Genomic DNA, 5,216 nt, shown 5'->3' on the forward strand with positions numbered 1-5,216 from the left:
CCCTCCATCGCGAACTTGGTCGCGACATAGGCCCCGCGCCAGGTCAGCCCGACCAGCCCCAGCACCGAGGAACAATTGACGATCCGCCCGTGGCCCTGCGCCCGCATCAGCGGGATCACCCGGCGCGTCAGGTCGTGGTAGCCGAAAAGGTTGGTCTCGAAGATTTCCCGCAGGGCGCCGCGCGGCAGGTCCTCCACCGCGCCGGGACAGGCGAAGGCGCCGTTGTTGTAAAGCGCGTCGAGGCGGCCCCCCGTCCGCGAGACCACCTCTTCCACCGCCGCCGCGATGCTGGCCTCGTCGGCATAGTCCAGCCGGAAACTCTCCAGCCCCTCGGCCCTGAGCCTTTCGCAATCCGCCTCCTGCCGGCAGGTCGCGAAGACCCGCCAGCCGCGCGCCTTCAGCCCGCGCGCCGCGTCAAGCCCGATGCCCGAGGAGCATCCGGTGATCAGGATCGAACGTTCGGTCATCAATGCCCCCGGCCGACAGGCCCGTCAGGGGGCCTCGGCGCTCAGGTAGCGCAATGCGACGAAGCCTTCCACCCCGTCGCCCTGGATCACGATCCGCGCCCATTCGGAGTCGACCGCCTGCACCATCAGCGTCGCTTCGCCGGATCCCAGCCGACCGACGATCTCTGCGCTGGTCGAGGGTTCGGCCCGGACGTTGACTGAACTGGCGTTGACATACCAGATCGTCCCCTCTCCGCCGTCGGCAACTTCCGGCGTGGCGGTTTCCTCTGCCGGCGGGGCAGCCGGGACGGATTCGTTGCCGACGGAAGCCAGCGAGAAGATCGGCTCCCGCACTTCGGTCACAACCGTGCGGGCGGGCTCGACATAGGGTTCCGGCGCGGCCTCGGCGACGGTGGCCTCGACTACGGGCGCGGCTTCCTCGACCATGGGCGCCGCGGCGATCTCCACCGGTGCTGTGACGACGGGCGCTGCCGCCACGGCCGGTTCCGAATCGCCACCCGAAACGTCGCTGACCCCAGCCCGCGCGCCCTTCGCCGCCGCATCGGCAAGCCCGGGGCGCAACTGGCCACGGTCGACCCCGGCAATCATCAGGGCGGCATACATGCCAATACACAGAATCAATGTCATACGCAGCATGGTCGGTCCGTTCCTGTCTGGCGCCGGTCTTAGCACAGGCCGCCCGGGTGAGTGGAAGAAAATTCCACAACCCTGACGTTGGTTCCGCGCCTGACGATGCCATCTGGACCGGCAGCATGGATTTGCCTACACAACATCCATGACAGCTGACGACGACGAGCCCAAGATCGAGGGGCCCAAGTTTGAGGGGCCGGAAGGCCTGACCACGTCCGAACCGCTCTCCCGAGCCATCGGCGAGCGTTACCTGACCTATGCGCTGTCCACCATCATGCACCGTGCGCTGCCCGATGCGCGCGACGGGCTGAAGCCGGTCCACCGCCGAATCCTCTGGGCGATGCGGCGGCTGCGGCTGACGCCGACCGGGGGCTTCCTGAAATCGGCCAAGATCAGCGGCGACACGATGGGGGATTTCCACCCCCATGGCGACCAGGCGATCTATGACGCGATGGCGCGGCTCGCGCAGGATTTCAACATGCGCTACCCGCTGGTCGACGGGCAGGGCAACTTCGGCAACATCGACGGCGACAACCCGGCCGCCAGCCGCTACACCGAGGCGCGCGTCACCCATGCCGCCGAGGCGCTGATGGAAGGGATCGACGAGACCGCCGTCGATTTCCGCCCGAACTACGATGGCCGCCTGGAAGAACCCGTCGTCCTGCCCGCCGCCTTCCCCAACCTCTTGGCCAACGGCTCCTCCGGCATCGCAGTCGGCATGGCCACCAACATCCCGCCGCACAACCTGGATGAGCTGATCGACGGCTGCCAGGCGCTGCTGGCCGACCCGTCGCTCACCGACGAGGCTTTGGTCGCCCTGATCCCCGGCCCGGATTTCCCGACCGGCGGGGTGATCGTTGAGCCGCGTGACAGCATCCTCGACGCCTACCGTACCGGCCGCGGCGCCTTCCGCCTGCGCGCGAAATGGGAGGTGGAGGATCTTGGAAGGGGCACCTGGCAGATCGTCGTCACCGAGATTCCGTTCCAGGTGCAGAAGTCGAAGCTGATCGAGAAGCTGGCCGAGCTTATCCAGATCAAGAAGGTGCCGCTGCTGGCCGACGTGCGGGACGAATCCACCGAGGACATCCGCCTGATCCTCGAACCCCGTGCCCGCAACGTCGACCCGGACGTGCTGATGGGCAGCCTGTTCAAGAACTCGGATCTGGAGGTCCGATTCTCGCTGAACATGAACGTGCTGATCGACGGCAAGGTTCCGAAGGTCTGCTCGTTGAAAGAGGTGCTGCGCGCCTTCCTCGACCACCGCCGCGAGGTGCTGCGGCGTCGGTCCCTGCACCGGATCGAGAAGATCGACACGAGGCTGGAAGTGCTGGAAGGCCTGCTCGTCGCCTTCCTCAACCTCGACCGCGTGATTGACATTATCCGATATGACGACGACCCCAAGGCCGCGCTGATGGCCGAGGACTGGTCGAAATCGCACATCCGCGCGACCTCCGAGCGGGACTACCACCCCCCCGCAAAGGGCGGCGAGGGCCAGCTGACCGAGAACCAGGCCGAAGCCATTCTCAACATGCGGCTCCGCAGTCTGCGGCGGCTGGAGGAGATGGAACTGAACGCCGAGCGCGACGCCCTGATGAAGGAACGCGCCGATCTGGCCGACCTCCTCGACAGCGACCGCCGCCAGTGGAAGCGCATCGGCAAGGAACTGGACGAGGTCCGCAAGCTTTACGGCAAAGGCACTCCGTTGGGCGCCCGCCGCACCCAGTTCGCCGACGCGACCGAGATCGAGGACATTCCCTACGAGGCGATGATCGACCGCGAGCCGATCACCGTGATCTGCTCGAAGATGGGCTGGATCCGGGCGATGAAGGGCCATGTGGACCTTGGTCAGGAACAGAAGTTCAAGGACGGCGACGGCCCCCGCTTCGCCTTCCATGCCGAGACCACCGACAAGATCCTGCTGGTCGCCGAGAACGGCCGGTTCTTCACCCTCCTCGGCGCGAATCTCCCCGGCGGTCGCGGCATGGGCGAGCCCGTCCGCCTGATGGTCGACCTGCCGAACGATACCGGGATCACCGATCTTCTGGTCTACCGGCCGGGGCAGAAATATCTGCTCGCCTCGTCAGCGGGCGACGGGTTCATCGTGCCGTCCGAGGAGCTGTTGGCGCAAACCAAGGCCGGGAAAGCCGTGCTGACCACCCGCGAGGGCGTCAAGACCGCCGTCTGCACTCCCGTCTCCGGCGACAGCATCGCCGTAGTGGGCGACAACCGGAAAATGTTGGTTTTTGCACTGTCCGAACTGCCGGAAATGGCCAAGGGCAAGGGCGTAAGGTTGCAGAAGTACAAGGACGGCGGCCTCTCCGACGCGATCACCTTCACCCGCGCCGAGGGTTTGTCCTGGAAGGATCCCGCCGGTCGCACCCGCACCGAGATCGACCTGATCGAATGGACCGGCGCCCGCGCCAGTGCCGGCAAGATGGCCCCGCGCGGCTTCCCGAGGGACAACCGGTTCACCTGACGGACGGCTCGTCGTCTCCTTCGTCGCTCCTCGCTCGGTAGCTCCGACGAGAAGCCGAAGGCGCATGAGGAGGCTCAGGCGCGATCCACCTTCAGCCACACCCCGCCCTGCGGCCTGAGCGTCAGGATCATCACCGGCTTTGGCTCCCTGCCCGGAACGGGCGAGAACCGGAACCGCGCCAGCAGGGTGGCCAGCACGATCACCGCCTCCTGAAGCGCAAAGGACGCCCCGATGCAGACCCGCGGCCCGTCGCCGAACGGCAGATACTGGAAGCGCGCCACAGCCTTCGGGTCGGCGAAGCGGTCGGGGCGAAAGGCGTCGGGGTCCTCCCACAACAGCCGGTGCCGGTGCAGCGCATAGATCGGCAGGATCACCGTGTCGCCGGGGCGCACCTCGCGGCCACACAACACATCCGCCGCCATCGCGGTGCGCGACAGGAACGCCGCCGGGGGATACATCCGCAGCGCCTCGTCCACGATCCGCCGCACCAGCCGCAGGCGCGGCAAATCCGCCACCGTCGCCGCCCGCGCGCCCAGCACCGCCGCGGCCTCCTCCCGCGCCGCCGCCTGCACCGCGGGATCAAAGGCGCACAGATACAGCGCCCAGGACAGGGTCAGGGCCGTCGTCTCATGTCCCGCGACGATGAAGGTCAGAAGGTTGTCGCGCAGCTCCGCCGTGGTCATCCGCCGCCCGCTTTCGGGGTCCGACCCGGCGATCAAGAGGTCCAAGAGGTCCGGCGGCGCCTTCGCCCCTTCCGCCCGCCGCGCCTCGATCGCCCGGTCGGCCAGCCGCTTCGTCGCCCGCATCGCGCTGCCGGTGAACAGCCGGTTCGGCCGCGGCACCCAGGGCGGCACGCCCATGATGTCCAGAAGCGAGACCTTGGCCGTCGCGCCGATATACTGCTCGATGGCCTGATGCACCGCCCCGCGGTCGAAGCTCGCCCCATCCGAGAAGGTGACATCCGCGATCACCTCGAAGGTCGCCGTCACCATCTCCTCGAAGAGGTCCGCCATCCCGCCCGCCCGGTCCAGCCGGGCCACCGACCGCTCTGCCGCCGCCGTCATCACCGGCCCCAGCGCAGAAACGTTGCGGTGCGAGAACACCGGCGCCGCCGTCCGCCGCTGCCACAGCCATTGCGCGCCTTCCGCCACGAACAGGCTGTCGCCGATGGCGGGCTCCAGGATCAGCTTCGTCACCACCGATTTCGGATATTGCCCGACCTTGTCGCGCAGCACCTGTTTCAACCCGTCGGGATCCATCAGCATGTGCCAGCGCTTTCCCGTCCGTCCCGACAGGATCGGCACCCGCGTCGCCACCTCGGGGATCAGTTCCAGCACGTTGCGCTGTGCGGCGCGAAAGCTCTGCCAGATCCCCATCGGGGTCGTGTGCAAGGGAACGCGGGCGGGCAGGGGGGCGGGAACCTGAAGCATGATGGACAACATAGGCCGTCCCGGTCGCCGGACAAAGCGCCGCGCTGCTGCTGGCCCGGCGAAAAACCCGATCAGGCTTGAAATTCCCGCGCCCAAGGTCTAAGTCGCCGCCCGTATCACCACGGGCCGCGAGGGCCCGATCTGGACAAGGGCGGAAAGCGCGATGGCGAAGGCAAAGTTTGAACGTAACAAACCGCATGTGAACATCGGGAC

At 67.4% G+C, this 5,216-nt stretch carries 4 protein-coding genes; 1 reads left to right on the plus strand and 3 read right to left on the minus strand.

Going from position 1 to position 5,216, the window contains the following annotated elements; genetic code table 11:
* Together V7Q39_RS19095 and V7Q39_RS19100 are read right to left on the minus strand one after the other, a co-directional pair.
* On the minus strand, positions 1 to 467 hold a 467-nt coding region (locus V7Q39_RS19095; protein WP_333818197.1), incomplete at its 3' end, for an SDR family NAD(P)-dependent oxidoreductase.
* A 24-nt stretch (positions 468 to 491) separates the two neighbouring features.
* Positions 492 to 1,070: an SH3 domain-containing protein gene (locus tag V7Q39_RS19100; RefSeq protein ID WP_333818198.1), complete on the minus strand. Its 579-nt coding sequence runs from the start codon at positions 1,068 to 1,070 to the stop codon at positions 492 to 494.
* Positions 1,071 to 1,242: 172 nt separating this feature from the next.
* On the opposite strand from V7Q39_RS19100, the gene V7Q39_RS19105 reads away from it, so the two are divergent.
* Complete coding sequence (locus V7Q39_RS19105; protein WP_333818200.1) at positions 1,243 to 3,573, plus strand: DNA topoisomerase IV subunit A; 2,331 nt, start codon at positions 1,243 to 1,245, stop codon at positions 3,571 to 3,573.
* A gap of 74 nt (positions 3,574 to 3,647) precedes the next feature.
* Here V7Q39_RS19105 and V7Q39_RS19110 read toward each other — a convergent pair whose 3' ends face one another.
* Complete coding sequence (locus V7Q39_RS19110) at positions 3,648 to 5,003, minus strand: cytochrome P450 (protein ID WP_333818201.1); 1,356 nt, start codon at positions 5,001 to 5,003, stop codon at positions 3,648 to 3,650.
* Between the last annotated feature and the right edge of the window lie 213 nt (positions 5,004 to 5,216).

The sequence above is a fragment of the Tabrizicola sp. genome (assembly GCF_036781545.1).
Classification (GTDB): domain Bacteria; phylum Pseudomonadota; class Alphaproteobacteria; order Rhodobacterales; family Rhodobacteraceae; genus Tabrizicola.